General features: G+C 65.0%; 26 protein-coding genes and 1 pseudogene. 14 read left to right on the top strand and 13 right to left on the bottom strand.

The annotated features are described in order from the left end of the window. From IVB01_RS20045 to IVB01_RS20030, 4 genes and pseudogenes are all read left to right on the top strand, one after another. A pseudogene (locus tag IVB01_RS20045) lies at window positions 1-122 on the top strand (chemotaxis protein CheW); the annotation flags it as partial. A gap of 72 nt (window positions 123-194) precedes the next feature. Then, window positions 195-560 (top strand): response regulator, encoded by a 366-nt coding sequence (locus tag IVB01_RS20040; protein ID WP_007600538.1) that lies wholly within the window; start codon window positions 195-197, stop codon window positions 558-560. Window positions 561-635: 75 nt separating this feature from the next. Then, entirely contained in the window at window positions 636-1,823 is a 1,188-nt protein-coding gene (locus tag IVB01_RS20035) for a chemotaxis response regulator protein-glutamate methylesterase (RefSeq protein ID WP_247449017.1), read from the top strand. Further along, on the top strand, window positions 1,820-2,692 hold the full coding sequence (locus IVB01_RS20030; protein WP_247280855.1) for a protein-glutamate O-methyltransferase CheR: 873 nt from the start codon (window positions 1,820-1,822) through the stop codon (window positions 2,690-2,692). Before IVB01_RS20035 ends, IVB01_RS20030 begins: the two co-directional genes overlap by 4 nt. Before the next feature lie 18 nt (window positions 2,693-2,710). Here the strand turns inward: IVB01_RS20030 and IVB01_RS20025 are convergent, their stop codons facing one another. From IVB01_RS20025 to IVB01_RS20010, 4 genes are all read right to left on the bottom strand, one after another. Next, entirely contained in the window at window positions 2,711-3,871 is a 1,161-nt protein-coding gene (locus IVB01_RS20025; protein WP_247280854.1) for a glutathionylspermidine synthase family protein, read from the bottom strand. 3 nt (window positions 3,872-3,874) lie between these two features. After that, complete coding sequence (locus IVB01_RS20020) at window positions 3,875-4,267, bottom strand: hypothetical protein (RefSeq protein ID WP_247280853.1); 393 nt, start codon at window positions 4,265-4,267, stop codon at window positions 3,875-3,877. 1 nt (window position 4,268) lies between these two features. Then, a complete protein-coding gene (locus tag IVB01_RS20015; protein WP_100181150.1) occupies window positions 4,269-4,673 on the bottom strand; it encodes a DUF350 domain-containing protein in 405 nt (134 codons plus the stop codon). Between the two features lie 166 nt (window positions 4,674-4,839). Continuing rightward, window positions 4,840-5,541: a response regulator transcription factor gene (locus tag IVB01_RS20010; protein ID WP_016848562.1), complete on the bottom strand. Its 702-nt coding sequence runs from the start codon at window positions 5,539-5,541 to the stop codon at window positions 4,840-4,842. A 415-nt stretch (window positions 5,542-5,956) separates the two neighbouring features. Between IVB01_RS20010 and fliI the strand changes: the two genes are divergently transcribed. From fliI to IVB01_RS19980, 6 genes are all read left to right on the top strand, one after another. Beyond that, window positions 5,957-7,282, top strand: a complete 1,326-nt coding sequence (fliI, locus tag IVB01_RS20005; RefSeq protein WP_247280852.1) for a flagellar protein export ATPase FliI — start codon at window positions 5,957-5,959, stop codon at window positions 7,280-7,282. Window positions 7,283-7,403: 121 nt separating this feature from the next. Then, window positions 7,404-7,823, top strand: coding sequence for a flagellar export protein FliJ (gene fliJ / locus IVB01_RS20000; protein WP_247494773.1), 420 nt, complete (start codon window positions 7,404-7,406; stop codon window positions 7,821-7,823). 175 nt (window positions 7,824-7,998) lie between these two features. After that, a complete protein-coding gene (locus IVB01_RS19995) occupies window positions 7,999-8,544 on the top strand; it encodes a sigma-70 family RNA polymerase sigma factor (RefSeq protein ID WP_247280851.1) in 546 nt (181 codons plus the stop codon). Between the two features lie 77 nt (window positions 8,545-8,621). After that, the gene (locus IVB01_RS19990) at window positions 8,622-9,662 is read left to right on the top strand and encodes an anti-sigma factor (protein ID WP_247280850.1); all 1,041 of its coding nucleotides are present in this window, start codon (window positions 8,622-8,624) and stop codon (window positions 9,660-9,662) included. Between the two features lie 255 nt (window positions 9,663-9,917). After that, the gene (locus IVB01_RS19985; RefSeq protein ID WP_247494772.1) at window positions 9,918-10,877 is read left to right on the top strand and encodes an AraC family transcriptional regulator; all 960 of its coding nucleotides are present in this window, start codon (window positions 9,918-9,920) and stop codon (window positions 10,875-10,877) included. A gap of 144 nt (window positions 10,878-11,021) precedes the next feature. Further along, window positions 11,022-12,239 (top strand): NAD(P)/FAD-dependent oxidoreductase, encoded by a 1,218-nt coding sequence (locus IVB01_RS19980; protein WP_247280848.1) that lies wholly within the window; start codon window positions 11,022-11,024, stop codon window positions 12,237-12,239. A 307-nt stretch (window positions 12,240-12,546) separates the two neighbouring features. Here IVB01_RS19980 and IVB01_RS19975 read toward each other — a convergent pair whose 3' ends face one another. From IVB01_RS19975 to IVB01_RS19940, 8 genes are all read right to left on the bottom strand, one after another. Beyond that, window positions 12,547-12,747: a hypothetical protein gene (locus tag IVB01_RS19975; protein WP_247280847.1), complete on the bottom strand. Its 201-nt coding sequence runs from the start codon at window positions 12,745-12,747 to the stop codon at window positions 12,547-12,549. A 293-nt stretch (window positions 12,748-13,040) separates the two neighbouring features. Further along, the gene (gene flhA / locus IVB01_RS19970) at window positions 13,041-15,182 is read right to left on the bottom strand and encodes a flagellar biosynthesis protein FlhA (protein WP_247280846.1); all 2,142 of its coding nucleotides are present in this window, start codon (window positions 15,180-15,182) and stop codon (window positions 13,041-13,043) included. Between the two features lie 322 nt (window positions 15,183-15,504). Beyond that, on the bottom strand, window positions 15,505-15,804 hold the full coding sequence (locus IVB01_RS19965; protein WP_247280845.1) for a copper-binding protein: 300 nt from the start codon (window positions 15,802-15,804) through the stop codon (window positions 15,505-15,507). 17 nt (window positions 15,805-15,821) lie between these two features. After that, window positions 15,822-16,277 carry a cupredoxin family protein gene (locus IVB01_RS19960; protein WP_247280844.1) on the bottom strand — a complete coding sequence of 152 codons (456 nt, stop codon included), beginning with the start codon at window positions 16,275-16,277 and terminating at the stop codon, window positions 15,822-15,824. A gap of 31 nt (window positions 16,278-16,308) precedes the next feature. After that, window positions 16,309-17,643 carry a copper oxidase gene (locus IVB01_RS19955; protein ID WP_247280843.1) on the bottom strand — a complete coding sequence of 445 codons (1,335 nt, stop codon included), beginning with the start codon at window positions 17,641-17,643 and terminating at the stop codon, window positions 16,309-16,311. 13 nt (window positions 17,644-17,656) lie between these two features. After that, a complete protein-coding gene (locus tag IVB01_RS19950) occupies window positions 17,657-19,096 on the bottom strand; it encodes a TolC family protein (RefSeq protein ID WP_247494771.1) in 1,440 nt (479 codons plus the stop codon). A gap of 9 nt (window positions 19,097-19,105) precedes the next feature. Beyond that, window positions 19,106-19,402, bottom strand: coding sequence for a hypothetical protein (locus IVB01_RS19945; protein WP_247280841.1), 297 nt, complete (start codon window positions 19,400-19,402; stop codon window positions 19,106-19,108). Window positions 19,403-19,475: 73 nt separating this feature from the next. Then, the gene (locus IVB01_RS19940; RefSeq protein WP_247280840.1) at window positions 19,476-19,895 is read right to left on the bottom strand and encodes a hypothetical protein; all 420 of its coding nucleotides are present in this window, start codon (window positions 19,893-19,895) and stop codon (window positions 19,476-19,478) included. 176 nt (window positions 19,896-20,071) lie between these two features. Between IVB01_RS19940 and IVB01_RS19935 the strand changes: the two genes are divergently transcribed. Then, window positions 20,072-21,337 carry an MFS transporter gene (locus IVB01_RS19935; protein WP_247280839.1) on the top strand — a complete coding sequence of 422 codons (1,266 nt, stop codon included), beginning with the start codon at window positions 20,072-20,074 and terminating at the stop codon, window positions 21,335-21,337. 55 nt (window positions 21,338-21,392) lie between these two features. Here the strand turns inward: IVB01_RS19935 and IVB01_RS19930 are convergent, their stop codons facing one another. After that, complete coding sequence (locus IVB01_RS19930) at window positions 21,393-22,034, bottom strand: TetR/AcrR family transcriptional regulator (RefSeq protein ID WP_247280861.1); 642 nt, start codon at window positions 22,032-22,034, stop codon at window positions 21,393-21,395. A 238-nt stretch (window positions 22,035-22,272) separates the two neighbouring features. Between IVB01_RS19930 and IVB01_RS19925 the strand changes: the two genes are divergently transcribed. From IVB01_RS19925 to IVB01_RS19915, 3 genes are read left to right on the top strand one after another with little or no spacing between them, the layout of a single operon-like run. Beyond that, window positions 22,273-22,770, top strand: a complete 498-nt coding sequence (locus tag IVB01_RS19925) for a 2Fe-2S iron-sulfur cluster-binding protein (RefSeq protein ID WP_247280838.1) — start codon at window positions 22,273-22,275, stop codon at window positions 22,768-22,770. Then, entirely contained in the window at window positions 22,767-23,822 is a 1,056-nt protein-coding gene (locus tag IVB01_RS19920) for a xanthine dehydrogenase family protein subunit M (protein ID WP_247494770.1), read from the top strand. The genes IVB01_RS19925 and IVB01_RS19920 overlap by 4 nt, the downstream gene beginning before the upstream one ends. Further along, a complete protein-coding gene (locus IVB01_RS19915; protein ID WP_247280836.1) occupies window positions 23,815-26,076 on the top strand; it encodes a xanthine dehydrogenase family protein molybdopterin-binding subunit in 2,262 nt (753 codons plus the stop codon). The genes IVB01_RS19920 and IVB01_RS19915 overlap by 8 nt, the downstream gene beginning before the upstream one ends. Window positions 26,077-26,115: the final 39 nt, after the last annotated feature.

Genomic DNA, 26,115 nt, shown 5'->3' with positions numbered 1-26,115 from the left:
TCAACCTCGACCCCCGCATGGCCAAGCTCGCCGGCGGCGTCCACCGCCTCGACGGCCAGCTCATGGTCGTCCTCGACGTCGATCGCGTCCTCGAGCTCGCGCCCGAGATGATGGCAGCCTGATACGGCGGCATCGCCGTCATCGGGCCTGCAACTGAAAGCGCCCCGGCAAAGGGGAAGGAAGCAGAGGTTCACATGCGAACTTGTCTCGTCGTTGATGATTCCAGCGTCATCCGCAAGGTTGCGCGCCGGATCCTGGAGGGCCTCGACTTCCAGATCCTCGAAGCCGAAGACGGTGAGAAGGCGCTGGAAGCCTGCAAGCGCGGCTTGCCCGATGCGGTGCTGCTCGATTGGAACATGCCCGTCATGGACGGCTACGAGTTCCTCGGCCATCTCAGGCGCATGCCCGGAGGCGACCAGCCCAAGGTGGTGTTCTGCACCACCGAGAACGACGTCGCGCACATCGCGCGCGCGCTGCACGCCGGTGCCAACGAGTACATCATGAAGCCCTTCGACAAGGACATCGTGACGGCGAAATTCCAGGAAGTCGGCCTTATCTGAGCGATCGCCCGGAGGCTGAACGGATCCTTCGGCGCTTGTTTTCAACTGAACCGTTTCAGTCTGAGTTGGTGAGTAATGAGTGTTGCGTTCGCAGGTAATTCGACCACGGGCTCGTCGCGCGAGGCGGGGCCGTTGCGGGTGATGATCGTCGACGATTCCGTCGTTATTCGCGGTCTGATCTCGCGCTGGGTCGGTGCCGAGCACGACATGGAGGTTGCGGCCTCGCTGCGCACCGGGCTCGAGGCGGTCAACCAGATCGAACGCATCAACCCCGATGTCGCCGTGCTCGACATCGAAATGCCCGAGCTCGACGGCCTCTCGGCGCTGCCGCAACTGCTGGCGAAGAAGCGCGATCTGGTCATCATCATGGCCTCGACGCTGACCCGCCGTAACGCGGAGATCAGCTTCAAGGCGTTGTCGCTCGGCGCGGCCGACTACATTCCGAAGCCGGAATCGACGCGCGAGGCGTCGGCCGCGGACATCTTCCACCACGATTTGGTCCAGAAGATCCGCCACCTCGGCGCGCGCCTGCGCAGGAGGTCCACGGTTGCGAGTCCGCCGCTGGCGCCCGCGAGCCCCGCGCCGGTTGTACGTGCACCGGCCGTCGCGCGGTCCGCCGCGCCGGCTTCGGCCGCGCCGTCGGCGGCAGCGCCGGCCACGCGCCCGTTCTCGACCCAGGCGCCAAAGGTGCTGCTGATCGGCTCCTCAACCGGCGGTCCGCAGGCGCTGATGGCGCTCGTCACCGAACTCGGCCCGGTGATCGATCGCGTCCCGGTGCTGATCACCCAGCACATGCCGCCGACCTTCACCACCATTCTTGCCGAGCATCTGGCGCGTTCGAGCCGCAAGCCGGCGGCCGAGGCGATCGACGGCGAGCCGGTGAAGCGGGGACGGATTTACCTGGCGCCCGGCGGCAAGCACATGCGCGTCGTGCGCAGCGGCACCGACACTGTGATCGCGCTCGACGACGGCCCCGCCGTCAATTTCTGCAAGCCTGCGGTCGACCCGCTCTTCACCTCCGCCATCGACATCTGGCACGGCGGCATCCTCTCCGTGATCCTGACGGGTATGGGCTCCGACGGCATGCGCGGCGGCAAGGACATCGTCGCTGCCGGCGGCAGTGTCATCGCGCAGGATGAGGCTTCCAGCGTCGTCTGGGGCATGCCGGGCGCGGCCGCCAATGCCGGCATCTGCGCGGCGATCCTGCCGCTCAACCAGATCGGCGCCAAGGTCAATCGTCTGTTCGCGGGGGACCGCTCGTGACGCCGGTTGACTACGAATATTTGCGCAAGTTCCTGAAGGAGCGCTCCGGTCTCGACCTGTCGGCCGACAAGCAATATCTGGTCGAGAGCCGGCTGCTGCCGCTGGCCCGCAAGGCGAGCCTATCGGGCATTCCCGATCTCGTGTTGAAGATCAGGAATGGTGACGGCCGGCTCGCGACCGACGTGGTCGAAGCCATGACCACCAACGAGACCTTCTTCTTCCGCGACAAGATCCCGTTCGACCATTTGCGCGAGACGATCATTCCAGGTCTGGTCCAGGCGCGCGCGGCGCGCAGGTCACTCCGGATCTGGTCAGCGGCATCGTCGACGGGGCAGGAGCCCTATTCGATCGCGATGTGCCTGAAGGAGATGGGTGCTGCGCTCGCCGGCTGGCGTATCGAGATCGTCGCCACCGATCTGTCGCAGGAGGTGCTGGAGAAATCCAAAGCCGGCATCTACAGCCAGTTCGAGGTGCAGCGCGGCCTGCCGATTCAGCTCCTCGTGAAACACTTCACGCAAGTCGGGGACGTCTGGCAGCTCAATCCCGACATTCGATCGATGGTGCAGTTCCGCCAGCTCAATCTGTTGCAGGACTTCTCCCATCTCGGCACGTTCGACGTGATCTTCTGCCGTAACGTGCTGATCTATTTCGACCAGGACACCAAGGCGGTGATCTTCGAGCGGATGGCGAAGGGCATGGCGGCCGACGGCACGCTGCTGCTTGGCGCCGCCGAATCCGTCATCGGCATCTCCGATGCGTTCCGCCCCATCGCCGATCGCCGCGGTCTCTACCAGCTCAACCCCTTGCGCTCCGGCCGCCCTATGGGCGGTTTGATGCCGCCGTCGTTGAAGGTGGCTGCGGCGCGGTGATCTCATCTGTCATACGCCTCACAATATCGCATGTGGCAGAAACCGCGAGCGGTTGCCCGTGATCGGGCTCTCGTCTTCGCGGATCGAGAGGCCACACGGCTCGTGGTTCACCAGCCAGCTTCCAATCACAGGATAGAAGCCTGAAAAGTTCGGCAGCGGTGATAGCGCCTGCCGCACGAAACCTTCGGCGCCGTAAGGGCCCGCCTGCGCGTCGAGCGGCATGCCGCCAGATACAAGCGTGACATTGGCGCCTTCACGCGACAGCAGCGGCTTGCGCACATAGGACGTTCCGAGTTCAGCAGCGCGAGGATCATCCTCGAAGAAGGCCGGCAGCAAATTGGGATGGTTCGGAAACATCTCCCACAGCAGCGGCAGGATTCCCTTGTTGGAGAGCACGGCCTTCCACGGCGGTTCGATCCAGCGCGTCGGTGCGTCCTTGAGCTTGGCGCCGAAGGCGTCGTGGAACATCCACTCCCAGGGATAGAGCTTGAAGGCCAGCCCGATATCGCAATCGTCGAGATCGACGAAGCCGCCACCATCATCGCGCCAGCCGACCGCCTCGATGTCGAGCAGCCTGGTCGAGAGCCCCGCCTGGCGCGCGGTGTCTTCGAGATAAGCCAGCGTGCCGGCGTCTTCCTCATTGCCGGTAATGCCGGTGAGATGGACGTGGCGGCCGGCGGCGATCTCCTTCCACGCGGCGATCAGCCGCTCGTGGATGGAGTTGAACTGGTCGGCACGCGACGGAATGATGCGCCGTTCGATCGCCTGCTCGAGCCATGTCCATTGAAATACCGCGGCTTCGAAGATCGAAGTCGGCGTATCCGCATTGTATTCGAGCAGCTTTGCCGGACCTTCGCCGTCGAACTTGAGATCGAGCCGGCCATAGAGGCTGCGGTCGTCGCGCTCCCAGCTCTCGGCAATCAAGGTCCAAAATGCTCGCGGAATCTTCAGGCTGCGCAGGTAGCGCTCGTCGCCGATGACGCGGCCGGCAAGCTCCAGACACATCGCCTCGATCTCGCCGGTCGGCGTCTCGATGTCGCGCTCGATCTCGTCGAGGGTGAAGCTGTAATAAGCGCGCTCGTCCCAATAGCGTTCGCCGTCGATGGTGTGGAAGACGAAACCGCATTGCGCTGCGGTTTCTCGCCAGTCGTTGCGCTCGAGACAGACGATGCGTTGCATGGATCAGCCGCCGCTTGAAAAGCCATGGCCAAACGAGCCGAAGCCGCCGCGGCTCACGCTGCCGGAGCCCGACTCGGACGACGTTCCCGACGAGGAATGGCTCGAGGAATCGCTGCTGAAGAAGCTCGATCGCGACGACCAACGCGAGCTGCTGCCACCGCTCGAGGAACTGCTTCGGCTGCTGCACGGGGTGCTCGCCTGAGCTGGCGCTTCCGTTCCGGGCGGAGGCGGCTCGCAGGTCTGCGGCATCATCGTGTAGGCGGTGGTGCCGACCGCGATCGTGCCCATCACCAGCAGTGCAACATGGCCGGAGCGCTTCACCGGCGGCCTCCGAGGCGGTAGCTCGGCCACTTGCCGGCGCTTGCCGAACTCCTTTTTGGAGGGTTTGTCGGCCATGTCAGTAGATCATGCAGGCGGCGTTCAGCAGGCCCGCGGCGAGCGAGGACAGGCCAAGCCAGATCGCCGGGGCAAGCTCGCCGGCAGAGATCCGCGCCGACAGGTTCGGCACCGGGACCTTCACGAGGAAGAACACGATGACCTGCACGACCAGTGCGATCGTCGCCCAGATCAGGCAATCGAGCACATTGGCCGAATGGGCGATGGCGCTGACCAGCGGTGCCACGAAGCCGAGCAGGCTGAGGCCGAGCGCAATCGCCGCGGCCGGCTCGTTGTCGCGGATGAGCTGGAATTCGTTATGCGCAGTGATGCGCGTGTAGACGAACAGATAGGCCACGATGGCGATCAGCCCAGTGCAGAAATAGACCAGGAAGGCGGGCAGGCCGGCGAGTGATTGCAGGATCATCGTTCCCCCATCGTGCAGCGACCATTCGTCGGCGGAGAAAGGATAGCGGTTCAATGTCGGGAGGACGATGAGGCGCCTTGGCGTCCCCAAAAAACAAAACCCCGCCATTTGCGGCGGGGTTCAGGCTGGGAGGAGCGAGCCCGAGGGTTCGCGACGTAAACCAGGATCAGGCCGGGATGCGCTCGTCGGCCTCGTGCGGCTCGCGCAGCACGTAGCCGCGGCCCCACACGGTCTCGATGAAGTTGCGTCCCTCGGAGGCGTTGGCGAGCTTCTTGCGGAGCTTGCAGATGAAGACGTCGATGATCTTCAGCTCCGGCTCGTCCATGCCGCCATAGAGATGGTTGAGGAACATTTCCTTGGTGAGGGTCGTGCCCTTGCGCAAGCTGAGGAGCTCCAGCATCTGATATTCCTTGCCGGTCAGATGCACGCGTTGGCCGCCGACTTCCACCGTCTTGGTGTCGAGGTTGACGACGAGGTCGCCGGTCTGGATGACCGACTGGGCATGGCCCTTGGAGCGGCGCACGATCGCGTGGATGCGGGCCACCAGCTCGTCCTTGTGGAAGGGCTTGGTCATGTAGTCGTCGGCGCCGACGCCGAGACCCTTGACCTTGTCCTCAATGCCGGCGAGGCCGGAGAGGATCAGAATGGGTGTCTTGATCTTGGAGACCCGGAGCTGCTTGAGCACGTCGTAGCCGGACATGTCGGGCAGATTGAGGTCGAGGAGAATAATGTCGTAATCGTATAGTTTACCGAGATCGACGCCTTCTTCCCCCAAATCGGTCGTGTAGACGTTGAAGCTCTCCGACTTCAACATCAGCTCGATCGACTGCGCGACGGCGCTGTCATCTTCAATCAGCAAAACGCGCATGCCAGTTCCCCATAGTCGCCGCTCCTGGGCGTCAGGTCGGCCGCATTCGCGGCACTCAACAAAACGCCTTTGAACAACTGATTCGGATCCTGACAACAGATGGTTAACAAACTCTGATTCTGGAACGCAAGTCCCCCCGGTGCAATTTTTGTCGAATCGCCCTAAGGTCTTGCGTGCGAAGCAGCTTTCGTCACCCGATTCCGTTCAAGCTCCACTTTAAGAGACGGGCCTAACCGACTCCCGCGACTCAGCCTTCTTCTGAAGGGAAGTCACGCTCAGTCTCAAAGACAGTGACGCAATGATTAATGATGCGGGTAAACACGAAGTTAAGCGCCGTTCAGAAATATGGCGAAACTTAAGGTTTTCACCTTGAAGCCCCGGACGACGAAGGCGCGCACCTCATGAAGGCCCACCTATGAAGGCTTTGGCCGAACAGATCGGCGACATCGACGGCGTCAACATCTACGGCCGTGTAGTCGGCGTGCGCGGCCTCATGGTCGAGGTGGCTGGTCCCATTCACGCAATGTCGGTGGGTGCGCGGCTGGTGATCGAGACCGGTGCCAACCGCTCGATCCCCTGCGAGGTGATCGGCTTCTCCGGCAACAATGCCGTGGTGATGCCGTTCGCCGGCCTCGACGGCGTGCGCCGCGGCTGCAAGGCGGTCATCGCCAATGCCGCCAATCAAGTGCGGCCGTCAGCGGCCTGGCTCGGCCGCGTCGTCAATGCGCTGGGCGAGCCGATCGACGGCAAGGGGCCCCTGCCGCAAGGTTCCTCGCCGATGCCGTTCCGCAATACGCCGCCGCCCGCGCATTCGCGCAAGCGCGTCGGCGCCCCGCTCGACCTCGGCGTGCGCGCGATGAACACCTTTCTCACCTGCTGCCGGGGCCAGCGCATGGGAATCTTCGCGGGCTCCGGAGTCGGCAAGTCGGTGCTGCTGTCGATGCTGGCGCGCAACGTCGATGCGGCGGTCAGCGTCATCGGGCTGATCGGCGAACGCGGCCGCGAGGTGCAGGAATTCTTGCAGGACGATCTCGGCGAGGAGGGCCTTGCGCGCTCCGTCGTGGTGGTGGCGACCTCGGACGAGCCGGCGCTTATGCGCCGCCAGGCGGCGTATCTGACGCTCGCGGTCGCTGAGTATTTTCGCGACGAGGACAAGGACGTGCTCTGCCTGATGGACTCGGTGACGCGCTTTGCCATGGCCCAGCGCGAGATTGGTCTATCCGCCGGCGAGCCGCCGACTGCCAAGGGCTACACGCCGACCGTGTTCACCGAATTGCCCAAACTCCTGGAGCGCGCCGGACCCGGACTGGGAGAGGGCGCCATCACCGCGATCTTCACGGTGCTGGTCGACGGCGACGATCATAATGAGCCAATTGCGGACGCCGTCCGCGGTATCCTCGACGGCCATATCGTGATGCAGCGCTCGATCGCCGAGCGCGGTCGCTACCCCGCCATCAACATCCTCAAATCCGTCTCCCGCACCATGCCGAAATCGGCCGATCCGCAATTCTGGCCAACCATCCAGCGGGCACGACAGGTGATGGCGACCTATGCCGACATGGAGGAATTGATCCGGCTTGGCGCCTACCGGGCCGGCTCCAGCCCCGAGGTCGACGAAGCGATCCGCCTGCACGAGCCGCTCGAGGCCTTCCTCCGCCAGCGCAAGGACGAAAATGCATCACTCGCGGACGGCTATCGCCAGTTGGCGCAAATCCTGGGTGATTTGGAAACGGAACGCTAACTTTGTCAGGTCATCATCCGATCCCACAGAGTAGCAGAGCCGGTCTTGGCCGCAATCGGGCCTGTGGGGAGACCGGTGCCGTCCCACGTGCAGCGAGGGGACTTCTGGGGAGTACGAGTCGATGAAGTCACGTGATACCCTCATTCGCCTGAAGAAATTTCAGGTCGACGAGAAGCGCCGCCGGGTCACCCAGATCGACACCATGATCGCCGACTTCCAGCGGATGTCGGTTGATCTCGAGCGCGAGATCCAAACCGAGCAGGAGCGCGCCGGGATCAACGATCCCTCGCACTTCGCCTACCCGACCTATGCCAAGGCTGCGATCCAGCGCCGCGAGAACCTGACCCGCTCGGCCGACGAGCTCAAGGGCCAACTCGACGAAGCCAAGGCCGCATTGGCCGAAGCCTTCGAGGAGTTGAAGAAGGTCGAGCTCCTCGACGAGCGTGACCAGGCCCGCGAGCGCGCCGAAGAGAACGCCCGCGAGCAGGCCGACCTCGACAGCATCGGCCTGATGCGCGCCCGCATCGGCGCCGTCGCCTAACGGCGCCAGCAGCCCGACCGCCGAGAAATCTGCCAAACCCGGACCGCAAGGTCCGGGTTTTCATATTTGCTGTCCACAGTGGAGGCGCGGCGCCTCTTGGTGGTCAGGTTTGTCGCGCGCTATGGTAGCGACGTGCCTGGGCTTGCGCGGAAAGCGACGGGCGGTGGGGGGCTGAATGCTGACGCCAGCAGAGCTGGTCGGGCTGATTGAGGCGGTGGCGAAGGGCGATCAGGCCGCATTCGAGCGGCTCTACGTCGCCACGCGCGCGAAACTTTACGGCGTCGTGCTCCGTATCTTGCGCCGGCAGGATCTCGCAGAGGAGGTCATTCAGGAGACCTACGTCAAGATCTGGAACAGCGCCGGCCAGTTCAATCCGGCCATGTCCTCGCCGATCACGTGGATGGCGTCGATCGCCCGCAACCGCGCGATCGACGTTGTGCGCAAGAAGTCGGAAGTCTCCATCGAGGAAGAGCCTCAGGCGATGGAGGTGGCGGCCGATAGTCCTGATCCGCTGGCGCGGAGGGAGATGACCGAGGAGTTGAAACGGCTCCTGGAATGTATCGGCCGGCTCGAGCCGGACCGCCAGCGGCTCGTGCTTCTCGCCTATTACAACGGTTGGAGCCGTGAGCAATTGGCGGAGAAATTCGTTGCGCCTGTCAACACGGTGAAGACGTGGCTGCGGCGCAGCATGCTGGATATCCGGGAGTGCCTCGGGCTTTAGTGGATGATGAGAGTGGCAGGTACCAGCGCGGCAACGACTGTCCACCTCTCCCCAATGGGGAGAGATGAAGGACAGTGATGGCCTACACGGAGGACCATATCGCGCTCGCCGCGGAATATGCGCTCGGTACGCTCGACGCCGACGAGCGCGTGCAGGTCGAGACCATGATGGCGGTGGACAAGGCGTTCGCCGATATCGTGCAGGCCTGGGCCTTCCGGCTCGGCGCGCTCAACCAGATGGTCGGCTTGGTCGAGCCGCGCCCGATCGTGTGGGAGAACATCAGGTCCGAGATCGCGCGCACGACCCTTGCGCAGGAGCCGCATGTCGAGGCTGCACCGCCACCCATACCGGAATTGCCTTCGCTGGACATTGCCTCTTCGGAATCGTCGACGGCCGGCGTGCAGTCCCCGGAGCCGCAGCATCCCGAAGCGGAGCAGCCGCAGACATCGCGTGCCGAGCCCGACGCTATTCCGGACATCGCGCCGCAGTTCATGCCGCAGGTCCATGCTCCGGATCTCAACGTCGGCCGCGCGCCGCAGGCGCCGGCCGTCGAGGACGGCAATGTGATCCGTATCGAGGGGCGCGTGAAGCGCTGGCGCAACATCGCATCCGCCGTCGGCGCGCTTGCGGCCGCGCTGCTCGTGGCGCTGTCGCTTCAGATATTCCTCCCTGATGCGTTGCCGGGTGCCTTGCGTCCCGCGCCGCGCATCCAGACTGTGGAAGTGAAGACACCGGCCGCGCCGCTCGCCCCCTCCGCGCAATATGTCGCGCTGCTGCAGGGCCAGGGCGGCGGCCCCGCCTTCATTCTCACCATCGACGGCGCGACGCGGAATTTCACGGTCCGCAAGGTCGGCGCGACCCCGGAGCCCGGCAAGAGCTTCGAGCTCTGGCTGATCTCCGACAAGCTGCCGCGCCCGCGTTCGCTCGGCGTGATCGGTGCTAGCGATTTCACCGCGCGTCCGCTGCTGGCTTCCTACGATTTCGACGTCGTCAACGGCGCGACTTACGCCGTCACGGTCGAGCAGGCCGGCGGTTCGCCCAATGGCCAGCCGACCTCGGCGCCGGTGTTTTCCGGCAAGCTGATCGAAACCGTGCCGCCGGCGCAGCCGGCGAAGTAGCCCAACATTTCATCGTCCTGGCGAAGAGCGTCGTGGCCCGGATGGAGCGCAATCCGGACGACCACTGTCCGGCATTCCGCTCTGCTCCGAGCTACCAGCAGAAACTGTCGCCACGGTCCATCCTGTCGTCGTAATCCGACAAGTCCCGCCGATTCCCGCGCCCGATTTGAACCTGGCTGCACTTGGCGGCGTCAAATGCCCAGAATTTGAAGGCGGCGCCGCTGAGCGCGATGCCGGAGAGGGTGAGAAAATCAGATGGATGCAGTGAAGGCTCCCGGCATCTTCATTCACCAATATGCGGGGCTGCCGCACAGTCCGGAGTTCGAGCACTGGCGCGAGCGGGTCTTCGGGTCCTGCGGCCTCGATATCGCGCCGAGCCGGGGCGACAGCATCGACTGCCGGCTCCAGGTCAGCGTCGTCGACAACATCGCGCTCGCCATTCCCGAAGGCGCTTCCGCACAATATTCACGCACGCAGAGCCACCTTGCCGACGGCCGCGACGATGTCGTCCTGATTGCCGGACATGCGGGCCGCGTCCGCGTCGGGCAGAACGGTCACACCGTCGAACTCGCGCCGGCGCAGATGGTGCTCGCCGACATGAGCATCACCGGCACTGTCGGCCACACCGACGAGGAGCGCTTCACTACCATCCGCATGCCGCGCCGCGCGCTGCTCGACATCAATCCGCGCGCAGAGGAGAAGCTGTCGCAGGTGCTCTCCGACGGCGCGGTCGCCGAGACCATCTTCCGCTACCATGCGCTCGCCGCCAATCAGGCGCCGCATCTCGATGCGGTCGGGCAGCGTCTGACCGCGCAGCACATGATTGATCTCGTCGGTCTTCTGCTCGGGACCGACGCCGAGCATGCCAGCCTTGCGCGCGGACGCGGGCATGCGGCGGCCCGTCTCGATCTCATGCGCGCCGACGTGATGGCGGCGCTCGGCCGCAACGATCTCTGCCTGTCCGAGATCGCGACGCGCTCGGGCCTCAGCCCGCGCCAGGCGCAGCGCCTGTTCGAGCAGGCCGGCACGACCTTCACCGAATTCGTGCTGGAGCAGCGCCTGCTCCAGGCGCGCAAACTGCTCTGCGATCCCCGCGCCAGGACGCGCAAGATCAGCGACATCGCGCATTCCTCAGGCTTTTCCGATCTGTCCTATTTCAATCGCGCCTTCCGCAAGCGCTTCGGCGCGACGCCGTCGGAACTGCGCGAGGCGTGATCCGGCCGGTCTAATCTTGTCCGGCGCGTCAATGCTGCCGCAGTTGGTCAAGGCGGCCGAATGCGCTATATCTGGCTGCGGCGGATCGCTCGATCCGCATGTCGGTCGCTCGTATCGGCCGTTGGGAAAGCGCAGTAGGCGGACATGGCGCGTATCGTCGTGCTCGGCGCCGGGTTTGCAGGCCTGTGGGCGGCCATCGGCGCTGCGCGCAAGCGCGACGAGATCGGCGCGAACAGCGACATCGATATCCGTCTCGTCGACCGCAATCCCTATCACAACATCCGCGTCCGCAATTACGAGGCCGACCTCGGCGAGGTCGCGCTACCGCTGCCGCAACTGCTCGATCCGATCGGCGTCAGCCACGGCATCGGCGAAGTTGAAGCCATCGATCCGACACGACGTGAAATCTCGCTGGTCACGAGCGGCGGTGAGGAGAGGTTGGACTATGACCGCCTCGTGCTGGCGCTCGGCAGCGAGGTGATGCGTCCCGACATTCCAGGCCTTGCCGAGCACCCTTTCGACGTCGATACCTATGCCGCGGCGCTCCGCCTCGAGGATCATCTCGTCTCGCTTGGACGCAGCGTGCCGGCGCCGGGGCGTTCGACGGTGGTAGTGGTCGGCGCCGGCTTCACCGGCATCGAGGTCGCGGCCGAGATGCCCGCGAGGCTGACGCGTGCGGGCATCAGCGGCAGCCGCCGCATCGTCCTCGTCGATCCCAATCCAGCGGTCGGCGCCACCATCGGCGCGCAGGCGCGTCCCGTGATCGAGACGGCCTTGGCCTCGCTCGATGTCGAGATGCGGCTTGGTGTGCGCGTCGTCTCGGTCGAGGCTGCCGGCATGCGCCTGAGTTCGGGCGAGTTCATTTCGGCGCAGACGGTGATCTGGTGTGCCGGGCTCCGTGCAAGCCCCTTGGCGGCGAGCTTTCCGGACGCGCGCGATCGCCTCGGGCGCATCCTGGTCGATCCTTTCATGCGGGTTGCGGATGTCGGCGGTGTGTTCGCGGCCGGCGACGTTGCCTCGAGCGTGATCGACGGGCTGCATCCGACCGTGATGTCCTGCCAGTTCGCGCGCCCCATGGGCCGCTTCGCCGGTCACAACGTGGTGGCTGATCTCGCCGGTCTGCCGATGCTGCCGTTGCGGATCGACTGGTACGTGACCGTGCTCGATCTCGGCACCTGGGGCGCGCTCTACACGGAAGGCTGGAATCGTGAGGTGCGCGCCACCGGCGCGGCCGCGAAAGTGACCAAGGAGACGATCAACCGCAGGCGCATCTATCCGCCGCTCACGGGCAGCAGGGACGAGCTCTTCGCTGCCGCGGCGCCGACGGTGCAGACGCCGCCGCCGACGTACCGGGCGCGGTAGCCGCAAGCGCACTGTCATCGTCCGCGAAGGGGTGATCCAGTATTCCAAAAGGAATGGAAAACGAGCCGTCCGCGGCGCACTGGATTGTCCGCCTTTGCGGGGAATCGCAATTGTGACCGTCGTGGTATCGCTGGCTACATCCGCGCCGAATTCATTTTCCGCAACATACCTCAGACATGAGAAAGCGCCCGTGGGGGGCGGGCGCTTTCTGTAGTCGACTTGGGGTTGGGGTCGTCTACATATCCACGTGGCGACTTTGGGGGGCTGGTAAAGAGCCGCGTGAATTCACAAAACTCGTCAGGTCTCCTTAGCGAACGAGGGACGCGTTCGAACTGGTAATCACGACCGGCTGGCCGGCCTTGATGACGCGGGCGCTCTGGGTCAGGCCTTCATCCGAACCCGTGCGTGCCGTGATGCCGAGGCCGGCCACCACGATCCCTGCGACGAGGGCCACGACCACAATCTTCAGATGGGTCGCGCGGTCTGCGCTGTAGATCGAGTGGTTCATGGAAGCCTCCTGCCGCCATCTACCCGAAGTAGTCGCCAGCCCATTCAGGCAGGTTCATGCTTCCGGTGCCCAACAACCTAGTATTGGGAGGATTCGTTCCCAAGAGGCCATCACAAGAGCGTGACAGGACGTGAAAGGTCGCGATCAAAAGCGATCGTTCGTCATGCGATTATATAATTATTTCAACGATGTAATTACCTGTGAGGCGCCTTTTCGGCTTTTGGGCCACAAGCAGCCAAGAACTCAAAAACCATTTGCATGTGGCCAAAAAACACGCGGCTTCTTGAGCCAAATCAGATGCTTCCGACTGTTTTCAACCTCGCTCTAGGGTGGATTTCGGCCTGCGACAGCACGGTCGTCTGTGCCCGGAACCGTTCCACCAGGGAGCGGACGAAGGGACGAATTGCGGCAGAGGTGACCAGCACCGGCGCCTCGCCTTCGCGGGCGGCGCGCTCGAACGCCTCGCGCACGGCGGTCATGAACTCCGACAGTTTCGAGGGCTGCATCGCAAGGCTGCGCTCTTCGCCCTGGCCGATGATCGACTCGGCAAATGCCTGTTCCCAGCGTGCCGACAGCGCGATCAGCGGCAAATAGCCGTTGTAGGAGGTGTTCTGCGCGCAGATCTGCCGCGCCAGCCGGGCGCGGACATGCTCGACCATGGTCGCGGGATTGCGTGAGAAGGCGAGCGAGTCGGCGATGCCTTCGAGGATGGTCGAGAGATCGCGGATCGAGATGCGCTCGGCCAGCAGGAGTTGCAGCACGCGCTGGATGCCAGAGACCGTGACCTGTCCCGGCACGATGTCCTTGACCAGCTCGCTCTGCTCCTTCGGCAGCTCCTTGAGCAGCTTCTGCACCTCGCCATAAGAGAGCAGGTCCGACATGTTGGCCTTGAGCAGCTCGGTGAGGTGGGTCGAGAGCACGGTTGCGGCGTCGACCACGGTATAGCCCTTCAGCGAGGCCTCTTCCTTGAAGCTGGCGTCCACCCAGGTCGCAGGCAGGCCGAAGGTCGGCTCGGTGGTGTGAATGCCGGGCACCTGCACCTGGCTGCCGCCGGGGTCCATGACCATGAACTGGTTCGGCCAGATCTTGCCGGTGCCGGCGTCGACCTCCTTGATCTTGATGATGTAAGTGTTGGCCTCGAGCTGGACGTTGTCGAGGATGCGCACCGCCGGCATCACGAAACCCATCTCGACCGCGAGCGAGCGGCGCAGCGCCTTAATCTGCTCGGTGAGGCGGTCGGTGCCATCGGGGCCGTTGACCAGCGGCAGCAGGGCATAGCCGAGCTCGATCTTGAGGTCGTCGATCTTGAGCGCAGCCGAGATCGGCTCTTCGGCCGCAGCCGCGCCCGGCGCACCCGGCGTGCCCGGAGCAGGCGCGGCCTTGGCGGCTTCCTCGGCCTTGATGCTGATCCTCTTGTTGGTGCGCGCCTGCCAGGCGAGCGCGCCGGCGCCGGCGCCGAGCGCGAGGAAGGGGAGGGTCGGAATGCCCGGCAGCGCGGCTAGCACCAGCATCACCGCCGAGGACATGGCCAGCGCCTGCGGATAGCCGGAGAACTGCTTCATCAACGCCTTGTCGGCGGCGCCGGAGACGCCGGCCTTGGAGACAAGCAGGCCGGCCGCGGTCGAGACGATCAGCGCCGGCACCTGGGTGACGAGGCCGTCACCAACGGTCAGGAGCGTGTAGCTGCGGCCGGCGTCGGCGAATGACATGCCCTGCTGCGCCACGCCGATGATCATGCCGCCGACCACGTTGATGAAGACGATCAGCAGGCCGGCGATGGCATCGCCGCGCACGAACTTGGAGGCGCCGTCCATGGCACCGAAGAAGCCGCTCTCATCCTCCAGTTCCTTGCGTCGCTCCTTGGCGACCTTCTCGTCGATCAGGCCGGCGGAGAGGTCGGCGTCGATCGCCATCTGCTTGCCGGGCATGGCGTCGAGGTGGAAGCGGGCGGCGACCTCCGCGATGCGGCCCGAACCCTTGGTGATGACGACGAAGTTGACGATGATCAGGATGGCGAAGACGATGATGCCGATGACGAAATTGCCGCCCATCACGAAGCTGCCGAAGGCCTCGATGACGTGACCGGCGGCAGCCGTGCCCTCGTGCCCGTGCGACAGGATCAGCCGGGTCGAGGCCATGTTGAGCGACAGGCGCAGCATGGTCGAGATCAGCAGGATGGTCGGGAAGGCGGAGAATTCCAGCGGCGCCTGGATGAACAGCGACGTCATCAGGATCAGGATCGAGAGCGTGATCGAGATCGCCAGGAACAGGTCCAGCACGATCGCGGGCAGGGGGAGGATCAGCACCACCAGGATGGTGAGGATGCCGAGCGCCAGCGCGATATCGCCGCGCTTGAGGACGTTGACGATTTCGGAGACGGAGGGGATCCCGGGCCTTGCCCCGCCTACGCCTTGTCCCGCGGTGACATCGACCATGGTAGCTGCCTCCCCGCGCGACTGCCGTCCGCGCGCCCCAAACGTCTGCGCAGCGGCCGAGGGGCCGCCGTTCCGAAAGTGAGGCACCGCACTGGCGTCCACGGGGGCTCCCGTTCTACGCGGCTGACGACACTCGACTTCACCCGGCAATTTTTGCCCGGTGTATGGTTAGCAAAGTGTTAACGGAGGGTGCGGAAGAGCGAGGCGAGGGGTTTTTGGGAGTCATTTGCGGGGCGATGCGGAGCATCGAACCCGGAATTCTCGGGATTCCGGGTTCGGCTCTTCGAGCCGCTCCCGGAATGACGCAGAGAGAAAGCCGCCCCTACTTCCACTTCTCCATCTTGGTCACCGAGTAACCCGAGGCGGCCTCCTCGGCCTCGAAGGTCACCTTGTCGCCGACCTTCACCTGCTTCAGCATCGCGGGATCTTTGACGCGGTAGACCATGGTCATGGGTTCCTCCATGCCGAGGCTTTTCGCGGGGCCGTGCTTGAGCGTGATCTTGCCGGCGCCCTCGTCGATCTTCTTGACCTCGCCGCTGATCGAAGCGCCGGCCGCCAGGGCTCCAGTGGCACCGCCTAACGTCAGCGCCAGCGCAGCAGTGATACGGATGATGCGGTTCATGGCAGTCTCCCTTTTCGTTACTTCACGGTGACGTGGCCGACCATGCCGTAGTCGCGGTGGTCGGGAATCAGACAGGAAAATTCGAACGTGCCGGCCTTGCTGAACTTCCAGAGGATCTCGGCCGTCTTGTTCGGGGCGAGACGCACCCCGTTCGGATCGTCGTGCTGCATGTGCGGATGCTTCTTCATCTCCACCGCATGGGCGAGATTCTCCTTGGTGGTCGCGAGCAGGAATTCATGGTCCTCCTTGCCGACGTTGCGCAGGACGAAGCGAATCTGCTCGCCCCGTTTGACCTCGATCCTGGCGGGTGTGTAGTCCATCTCGTTCATCAGAATCTCGATGGTGCGCGCGGGCTTGTTGGGATTGCCGGGCTCGCCGGCCGAAAAGGCCCCGTGCCCGTGCTTGTCGTGGGCAAGAGCCGGCGCGGCCGAGAGCGCGGTCAGCGCCAGGGCGAGCCTGATCGTTTTCTTCATCGTCGTCTCCAGTTGGTGATTCATCGAACGCTCACATCTTGTGCTTCATTGGCGGACTGCCTGATTTTTGTCGTGCCGGCTCTGCGGCCGGCGGCGTGACCTCATAGGCGACGGTACCTTTCGGGAATTGGTAGGGGCCGGGATCGCGATAGTCGTCGCGTGCGAGCTCCTCGCGAATCTTCATCACCGTGAACATTCCGCCCATCTCAATCGGCCCGAACTGGCCGGTACCGGTCATCATCGGCAGCGTGTTGTCGGGCGCGGGCATCTCCATGTTGCCCATCGCCATGCCGGTCGAGCCCATCGCCATGCTGTCGGGCGCGAGCTTGCCGACGGCCTTGGCGAGATCCTTGCGCGATACGCCGATCAGGTTGCGCACGTCATGGCCCATCGCATTCATGGTGTGGTGCGACTTGTGGCAATGGAACGCCCAATCGCCGGGATTGTCCGCGAGCACGTCGAACACGCGCACCGCGCCGACCGGTACGTCCGTCGTCGTCTCCGGATATTGCGCGCTCTCGGGAATCCAGCCGCCGTCGGTGCAGGTCACGGCAAAGCTGTGGCCGTGCAGATGGATCGGATGATTGGTCATGCTGAGATTGCCGATGCGCACGCGCACCTTGTCGCCGAGCCTGACCGGCAGCGGATCAATGCCGGGAAACACCCGCGCGTTCCAGGTCCACATGTTGAAGTCGGTCATCTCGTTGACCTGCGGCAGGTAGGTGCCGGGATCGACGCGATAGGTGCTCATCACGAAGACGAAATCGCGGTCCACGGGCCGGAAGCTCGAATCGCGCGGATGCACGACGACCATGCCCATCATGCCCATCGCCATCTGCACCATTTCGTCGGAATGCGGGTGATACATGAAGGTTCCGCTCTTCTTCATCTCGAACTCATAGACGAAGGTTTTTCCCGGCTGGATATGCGGCTGGTTCAGCCCGCCGACACCATCCATGCCGCTGGGAATGATCATGCCGTGCCAGTGCACCGTGGTGTATTCGGGCAGCTTGTTGGTGACGAAGATGCGGAGCTTGTCGCCCTCGACGGCCTCGATGGTCGGGCCCGGCGACTGGCCGTTATAGCCCCACAAATTCACCTTCATGCCTTCGGCGAATTCGCGCACCACGGGCTCGGCGACGAGATGGAATTCCTTCCAATCGCCGTTCATGCGGAACGGCAGCGACCAGCCGTTCAGCGTGACCACGGGACGATAGTCCGGGCCGCTGATCGGATGCAGCGGCGGCTGCATCACCACCTTGTCCATATGCGCAGCCTCCGGAATCGAAGCGGCCTGGACGCGGCCCTGAATCGCGGAGGCGCTGACGAGCGCGGCAGTGCCCAAAAATCCTCGGCGGGAAAACATGCTGGCCTCCATCTCAGTGGCCGCCATCGGCAGGCGCTGCCGCGGCGATGGTGGTTGGATTGTCGCTGCCGGCTGCAGGGGAGCCGCCGCCATTGACGGCGGTCTGCAAGCCGGACTGCGCGAGGAAGAATCGTTGCTTGGCGTCGATGGCGCCGCGCAGCGACGCGAGGCGCTGCCGTGCCTCGGTGAGCAGCGCAAATATGTCGACCTGCATACTGGAGAAGCGCAGCTGCATCTCCTCGGTGATGATTTTTCGCAAAGGGACGATCTCGCGCTGGTAGTGGCTGGCGATGTCGTAGCTGGAACGATAGATGCGATAAGCGTCGCGTGCTTCCGAACGCACATTGACGGCGCGCTCGGTGAGGCGGTTGAAGGCGAAGTTGTAGATCTCCGCCGCCTGCCGCACGCGCACCTCGGCGCCGTCGAAGAGCGGAATCTGGAACTGCACGTCGAAGCCGCGCTCGCGAAACGGGGGGCCTTCCGGATCCCGGGTGCGGCGGGAGATGCCGGCGAGATCGAGCAGGGTGACGAAGCGCGTCGCCTCGGTGAGGTTCAGCGACTTCGCCAGCGCTGTCAGCTCCAGCCGCGCGATCTGTAAGTCGATGCGATGTGCGACCGCGTCGGCTTCGATCGTGGGCAACGCGTGCGGGCGTCGCGGCAGCGGCGGTAATTGGTTGGGCAGGCGGAAGTCGAGGCCGCCGTCCCACAGCCCCATCAGGCGCGCGAGCCTTTCGCGGGCGCTTGCCGTCGTTTGCCGTGCAGTGGCGAGGTCGGCGGTGGTCTCGGCGTAAAACACCTGCTCGCGTGCTTGGTCGAGCTTGTTGAGTGAGCCGGTCTCACCGAGCTTGACCGCGAGCTGTGCGGTCGATTCCGCCGTCGCTTTCGCGTCGGTCAGCAGCACCACCATCTCGTTGCCGGCAACGGCGCGCCAATAAGCGCTGCGGACGTCGGCGGCGAGCCGCAGCGTTGCCAGTGCGGCGCGCAACTGGGCCTGGCGAAAGCGGTCGCGCGCGATGTCGGAGCGGAACGGCAGGGTGGCGAGCGCAAGGATATCGCCGACTACCTGGCGCTCGATCTCGCTGGCGCCATTGCCTGAGATCCGCGAGATCGAAAACACGGGATTGGGCGGCAGGCTCTGCTCGACCAGATCGGTCTCGGCGAGCGCCAGCTCGTTATAGGCCGCTTGCAATCCCTTGTTGTTGAGCAGCGCAATCTGCACGGCAGCATCTGCGGTCAATGTCCGCGACAGCAATTGGCGCACGCGCCCGTCAACCGCGCCGGCGCCCTCGGTTGTTCGCACGAAGGCGACGTCCTTGTTGATGCTCTGATTCGTCAGCTCCGAGACTGTCGTCATGCCGCTGTCGGGCGAGAACGCAGCACAGCCGGCAAGACCGGCCGCGCAAAGGCCGAGCGCGGCGAGAGCGAGCAGGGGGCGCGCGAGATGATGTATCATGGCGCGCTCCTACTGTTCTTGTTTTGGCTGCGGTGTGACCGCGTCGTTGCGGCCGCGCCATGGGGCCGGCGCCGCAGGCCGCAGGCTCGTGTAGGGCGCAATCGTCGACCGATAGCCGACAGACGCGACCTTGGCCGCGGGATCGGCAGGGTCCGCACTGGCGACGGGTATCGTTGCCGGCATGCAGCCGGACAACGCCAATGCGGCCAAGACCAGCGCCAAGGCCAGCAGCGGCCAATCGTGTCGAAAGTGTCGTCCACGCGCAGCGAGTGCTGCCGCGGACTTCGCCCCGGAAAGCGTAAGCATGATTCATCCCTGATCTGTCGTAAGACCACAGGCGCGCGCGCGGATGCGCTCGACCTGATGCCGTCGCGTCAGATCAGGCGATGGGAGGACGGTAGTGCAGGGGCGGCGCTGCGCTGTGCAGGATCGCCACGATCTCGGGTGCACAGGCGGAGACAGGCAGAAGCGGCTTGGCCACGCTGGGCAGATCGGCCGGCAGCGCGCTCACGCACATCATCGCGCAGCAGGGGCCGACTGTTCCCTTGCCGCCATGATGATGCGAGGCTGGCGCGTCCTGTTCGGCGGTCTGGTGATGCGTATGTGATCCGGCGTGGTGATGCGAGGTGCCGTCATGGGCGTGGCTGGCCGCCATCTGATGATGCGCCGGCACGAGGTCAGCCAGCACGGCCTCATCCAGGCAGGGCGCCGGGCCATTGCTCCAGGCGAGGCCTGCTGCCGGCGCGACCACGCAGAACAGATAGGCCAAGGCAACGAAGCGCCCCAGCTTGATCCGCATCGATCGTGTCAATCGCAGCAACATATTGCGTCGTTAAGTTCCCCGCGCGGCGGTGTTGCACACGCTGATTGCAAATTAATGACAAAACGCGCCTTCGCCAAGCTCCTTCTTACCGCAGTGCACCGCGCATGCCCAATATCGCGCCACGATGCTTGACCATAAAGCGTCCAGCGAACATGGTCCCGACCGTGCTTGCGCCAAATCACCCAGGACAGAGACCGGCCTCCTTCACGCCTGATTCCCGTCAGGCCTGGGTGCGGCTCGCGATTGCGCTTGTGATGGGCTCGATCGGCGCCGTCGGCATGTGGGCGGTCGTGGTCGTGATTCCCGTGGTGCAGGCGGAATTCGGTGCCACACGCGGCGCGGTGTCGCTGGCCTTCACGCTCATGATGTTCGGTTTCGGGCTGGGCGGCGTGATCGCCGGCAAGATCACCGACCGGTTCGGCATCGTGCCCGCGATGGCAATCAGCATCGCCTTCCTCGGCGTCGCCAATGTGCTCGCGGGCTTATCAACTCAGCTCTGGCAGTTCGTGGCGGCGTATTTCCTGATCGGCCTTGGCACCTCCGCGACCTTCGCGCCGCTGATGGCGGAAGCCTCGCATTGGTTCGAGCGCTATCGGGGGCTAGCCGTGACCATCGTCGCCAGTGGCAATTATGTCGCCGGCACGATGTGGCCGCCGATCGTGAGCTGGGGCACACAGACCGCCGGCTGGCGCTATACCCATATCGGCATCGGCATCGTCTGCGCGAGCACGATGGCACTTCTCGTCCTCGTCCTCCGCGCGCAGATGGGCGACGATCATATCCGCGATCACGCCAATGCACCGCCGCCCCAAGTCGATCTGAAGCTGTCGACCAACACACTGACGGTGCTGCTCTCGATTGCCAGCATCTCCTGCTGCGTCGCCATGGCGATGCCGCAGGTGCATATCGTCGCCTATTGCGGCGATCTCGGCTATGGCGTCGCGCGCGGCGCCGAGATGCTGTCGCTGATGATGGGCTGCGGCATCGTCAGCCGGATCGGCTCGGGCTATCTCGCCGACAAGATCGGCGGTATCCGCACGCTGCTGGTGGGATCGCTGGCGCAAGGCTTTGCGCTGGTGTTCTATTTGTTTTTCGACAGCCTCACCTCGCTTTATCTCATCTCCGCGATGTTCGGCCTGTTCCAGGGTGGTATCGTGCCGAGCTATGCCATCATCGTGCGCGAGGCGATGCCGGCGAGCGAAGCCGCGACGCGCGTCGGCATCGTGATCTTTGCGTCCGTGTTTGGCATGTCCTTCGGCGGCTGGGTGTCCGGCGTCATCTTCGATGCCACCGGCTCGTATGCCGCGGCGTTTGCGAACGGCGTGGCGTGGAACGCGCTGAACATCGGCATCGTCGTGTTGCTGCTGATCCGCTCGCGGATGAACGCGACAAAGGCTGGCCCGGGCTTTGCGACTTAGGCCTCCTGTCCAGCTTTCAGCAGCGAGCCTCCGGTGATCTTGTAGCCGCTGTCGGCTATCGCTTGCGCTTTGCGCCCGGCTTCGCGGGTTTGGCGGCGGCGCGCGTCCTGGCCTTGGTGCGGGGCTGCACCCGCAGCCCGTCCACGAACACATCGAGCATGCGCAGCACCGAGGACTGCCAGCCGGGCTGGTCGTGCATGTAGCACATGCCGATCAGGGCCCTGAGCAGGTCCTCCGGGCTGACATCGCCGCGCATCTGACCGGCTGCGACGGCGCGGTCGAGCAATGAGCCGATCGCCTTGGTCAGCCGCTCCATCGAGAAGGCGGCGAGCTCCGACGAGCTCTGATAGGTCAGCGCTAGCGCGGCCGACATGCCTTTCTTCGTGGCAACGAATTCGACGGCTGAGCGCAGCCACCGTCGCAGCGCGTCGACCGGATCGTTGGCGCTTCGCAGATGCTCGGCGAGCTCGCTGAGCTGCTCGACCTCGCGGCGGTAGACCGCCTCGAACAAATCCTCGCGTGTCGGGAAATGCCGGTAGAGCGTGCCGATGCCGACGCCGGCACGCTTTGCCACAGCTTCGAGGCTCGCCTCCGGGCCGCCCGCGCTGAACACGGCTTTCGCGGCTTCGAGCACGCGCTCGCGATTGCGCACGGCATCGGCGCGGGGCTTCCGGGTCTGGTCGGTCTGGTCGTCCATGCCGGCAGTGTAGATCACGAATTGGTTAGATTGAACCCTGGCTAGCTGCATCGCCTTGTTTGCGCACGGGCTTTGACGAATTCCAATATTTTCGCGACGGCCCTTGTTAAGCGGAGGGTGCCTCCGTATCTTCCCTCGAGTGTTGGCCCGGCTCCCGCCTGGCCGATGTGTATCGGCCGCGGCCACGGCGGTGGCACGCTGCGCGATGACTCATGACCAAATCTGATCGGAGCCTTGTATGAACCACTCCATCAGCCTCACCGTGAACGGTGTGCGGCGCGACTTCGACCTCGACGACCCGCGCGTCACGCTGCTCGATCTTCTGCGTGAGCGCCTCCATCTGACCGGAACCAAGAAGGGATGCGACCGCGGCCAGTGCGGCGCCTGCACCATTCTCGTCGACGGCAAGCGCATCAATTCCTGCCTCGCGCTCGCCATCAGTCATGATGGCGCCGACATTCTCACCATTGAAGGCGTTGCGCGCGGCGACCAGCTTCATCCCGTGCAGGCCGCCTTCATCGCCCACGACGGCTTCCAGTGCGGCTTCTGCACGCCCGGCCAGATCATGAGCGCCATCGGCATGATGAGTGAAGCGCAGGCCGGCAACGATCCCGAGCGCATCCGCGAATGCATGAGCGGCAATCTGTGCCGCTGCGGCGCCTATGCCGGCATCGTCGATGCCGTGCTTGACGCACAAGCACGCATGGACGAATCCAATCAGAGGCGCTCCGCATGAAGCCGTTCGATTATGTCAGGCCCGGCACGGTTGCCGAGGCCATTGCCGCCGCGGCCCAGCCGGGCGCCGTCTATCTCGCCGCCGGCACCAATCTGCTCGATCTGATGAAGGGCGGCGTCAGCCGTCCGAATCGTCTCGTCGACGTCACGCATCTTGATGGACTCGATCGGATCGAACGTCTCGCCGACGGGTCGTTGCGCGTCGGCGCGCTCGTCAGCAACGCCGATCTCGCGCATGATTCCGAATTCGCGAGATCGTATCCCGCGGTCGCCGAAGCGCTCCTCTCCGGTGCATCCGCGCAGTTGCGCAACGCAGCCACGGTCGGCGGCAATCTCTTGCAACGGACGCGCTGCACGTATTTCTATGACACGGCGAGCCGTTGCAACAAGCGCGAGGCCGGCCGCGGCTGCAACGCCCGCGACGGCGAGAACCGCAGTCACGCCGTGCTCGGCTGGAGCGAGAGCTGCATTGCCACGCATCCGTCCGATTTCTGCGTCCCGCTGGTCGCACTCGACGCCGTTGTCGAGATCGAGGGCAGGACCGGCCGGCGCGAGATCGCGCTCGACGAACTGCACCGCCTGCCCGGCAACACCCCGGAGCGCGATACGGCGCTCGAACCCGACGACCTCATCATTGCGCTGCGCCTGCCGCCTGCGGCGCGCAGCTTTGCCGCGCATGCGCGCTATCTCAAGGTTCGTGAGCGTACGTCTTATGCCTTTGCCGTGGTATCGGCTGCGGCCGCGTTGCGGATCGAGAACGGCAAGATCGCCGAGGCGCGGCTTGCGCTTGGCGGCGTCGCGGCAAAGCCCTGGCGTGCCCGCGCCGCGGAGGACGTTCTCAGGAGTGTCGCGCCCACGGCCGACGCCTTCCGGGACGCCGCCTGGCGCGCGCTCGCTGATGCAAAGCCGTCCGGTGACAATGCTTACAAGATCGAGCTCGCGCGCCGTATTCTCGTGCGCGCGTTGACCCTGGCCGCGGCGGGCACGCCCGCGCGCCTGCCGGCGCTGCCGGCCTCTCCCTTTGCTTCGACTTCCGGAGCCGTCCATGCCTGAGCTCAATCTCACGAGTGCGCCCGCCCATCTGCGCCACGGCTCGAATATCGGCCAACCGCTGACGCGCCGTGACGGCGTCCTCAAGGTCACGGGGCGAGCGACCTATGCCGCCGACAATCATCCGCCCGGTATGCTGTTTGCGGTGATGGCCGTGGCCAGTATCGCGCGGGGTCACGTGATCTCGCTCGACGTCGCCGCCGCCAAGCGCCATCCCGGCGTCGTGGACGTCATGACCCCCGACCACAAGCCAGCGCTCGCGATCGACCCGGACATCAAGACCAACCCGTTCGTGTTTCGGATGGAGGTGTTGCAGAGCAATGAGGTCCGCTACGCCAACCAGCCGATCGCCGTCGTGATCGCGGAGACGCTGGAGGCCGCAACGGAAGGCGCGGCGCTGCTGGCGCCGCGATACGAGACGCTGCCCCCGCTTGTCGGCCTCGACGCCGGCGAAAGCTTCGTGCCGCCGGTGGTCGGCGTCGGCAACCCCGCGGCGCATCACCACGGCGATGTCGAGGCGGGCCTTGCCTCTGCCGAGAAGCAGATCGACGCGGTTTACGAGACGAGGCCGCAATATCACAACGCGATGGAGCCGCACGCGATCGTGGCGCATTGGGACGGCGATACACTCTCCATTGACACGCCGAGCCAGGCCATGGTGATGGCCCGCGCGCGCGTCGCCGAGCTGTTCGGCCTCGCGCCCGAGAAGATTCACATCCGCAGCCCCTTTCTCGGTGGCGGCTTCGGGTCGAAGGGATTCTTGACCGGTCCGCAGATCCTCGGCTTGATGGCGGCGAAGCTGGTCGGCAGGCCGGTCAAGCTCGTGCTGCGCCGTGAGCAAATGTATGGCCCGGTCGGTCACCGTGCGCCGACGCGCCAGCGGCTGCGCATCGGCGCGAACGGCGAGGGGCGCCTGACCGCGCTCGATCATCACGCCAGAACCGTATCGAGCACGTTCGATGATTTTTACGAGCCCGCGGCCGATGCCTCGCACACGCTCTATGCGGCGCCTGCAATCCGCACCACACATGACGCGGTCCGCGTCAACACCGGCACGCCGTTGTTCATGCGCGCGCCTGGCGAGGCGACGGGATCGATCGCGCTCGAAAGTGCGATCGACGAGATGGCCTGGGCCTGCAGCATGGATCCGCTCGCTTTCCGCCTGAGGAACTATGCCGAGGTCGAGCCGATCACCGGAAAACCGTTCTCGTCCAAGGCGCTGCGCGCCTGCTACGAGCAGGGCGCGGCGCGGTTTGGCTGGGCGAAGCGTCCGCTGCCGCCACGGCAGATGCGCGACGGTGCCGGCCTGCTGGTCGGCTGGGGCATGGGCACCGCGACCTTCCCGGCGCTGATGTTCCAGGCCGAAGCGCGCGCGGTGATCCGCCGTGATGGCTCCGGCGCCATGGAGATCGGCGCGCATGACATGGGGCAGGGCGCCTGGACCGCGCTGGCCCAGATCGCGGCCGACGAACTCGGGCTCGACATCGACCGCGTGGAATTCAAGGCCGGTAGCTCGGACCTGCCCGACGCGGGCATCGCTGGTGGCTCGGCGCACACGGCGACCGCGGGTGCGGCGATCCATAGCGCCGGGGCGGCCGTGATTGCAAAGCTCGCCGATCTCGCCACCAATGACGAGCGCTCGCCGCTGTTCGGCGCCGGCAATGCCGGCGTAGTTGCGCGCGACGGAAAGCTGTTTCGACGCGACGACGAAAGCCGTGGCGAGAGCTATGCCGAGATCCTGGCCCGCGCTGGCATCTCCGAGGTCGAGGCGCGCGGCACCGGCGCGCCGAACCCTGCGGCGCTGGAGGAATTCGCCATGCATGCCCACGGCGCGGTGTTCGCTGAGGTGAAGGTCGATCCCGAGCTGGGTCAGGTCCGGGTCACCCGCATGGTTGGCGCCTTCGCGGCGGGACGCATCGTCAATCCGCGGATGGTGCAGAGCCAGCTGTTCGGCGGCATGATCTGGGGTCTGTCCTTCGCGCTGCACGAGGAGGCCATCACCGACCGCCGTACCGGCCGCATCATGAACGCCAATCTCGGCGAGTACCACATCCCCGTGAATGCCGACGTGCCGCCGCTCGACGTGATCACGGTCGAGGAGCATGACCCCCACGTCAATGCGCTGGGCATCAAGGGTGTCGGCGAGATCGGCATCACCGGCAGCGCCGGCGCGGTCGCCAACGCGGTCTGGCATGCGACCGGCGTGCGTGTCCGCCGCTTCCCGATCCGGATCGAGGAGTTGCTGACGCAGCGTTGAGGCTTCTTCTTGACCTCTCCCGCTTGCGGGAGAGGTCGG

This window comes from Bradyrhizobium sp. 164 (genome assembly GCF_023073715.1).
In the GTDB taxonomy this organism is placed as follows: domain Bacteria; phylum Pseudomonadota; class Alphaproteobacteria; order Rhizobiales; family Xanthobacteraceae; genus Bradyrhizobium.
This window is presented reverse-complemented; position numbering and strand designations above follow the sequence as displayed.